We start from the raw sequence: 512 nt of genomic DNA, 5'->3' as shown, positions 1-512 counted from the left end.
GTCTACAAAGCTAGGAAGACAAGCATTATCCTATGATGACCAAAGAATATTTGGAGGTCTAGACTGGGCGATGCAAGGAAGATTTCACGATGCTGCCTTATTGAAATATGCCAAAAACGGTTTAAAATTAGACATTGGTATTGCTTTTAACCAAAATGGAGTACGTACACAAACTACATTATTTGATCCTAATAATGGAGGTAATGCCAGAGCGGTATTCGATTATAAAGGCATGATTTATGCCTGGTTACATAAAGATTGGGAAAAATTCTCAGGAAGTCTTTTAATTGCGAATAACTCTTACCAAAATCTAGAGGGACAAACTCCTGTAGATGGTACTGTAAGACGACAAACTTTTGGAACTCACTTGGTCGCAAAACCAGCAAAAGGATTATCTATAGCAGCCAATATATATGGACAAACAGGTGATTTCACCGAGGATGTAGAGCTTTCTGCATACAATGCGCTACTAGAGCTTACCTATAAGCCAGGGAAAACATTATTTGGTTTAG

1 pseudogene is annotated in these 512 nt (G+C 37.9%); it reads left to right on the top strand.

The window, feature by feature from the left end:
• Positions 1 to 512, top strand: a pseudogene (locus M0D21_RS23140) (alginate export family protein); the annotation flags it as partial.

The sequence above is a fragment of the Aquimarina acroporae genome, assembly GCF_023195925.1.
Lineage (GTDB): Bacteria > Bacteroidota > Bacteroidia > Flavobacteriales > Flavobacteriaceae > Aquimarina > Aquimarina acroporae.
Note: the sequence above shows the minus strand (reverse complement) of the source record. Positions and strands in the feature narration are given on the sequence as shown.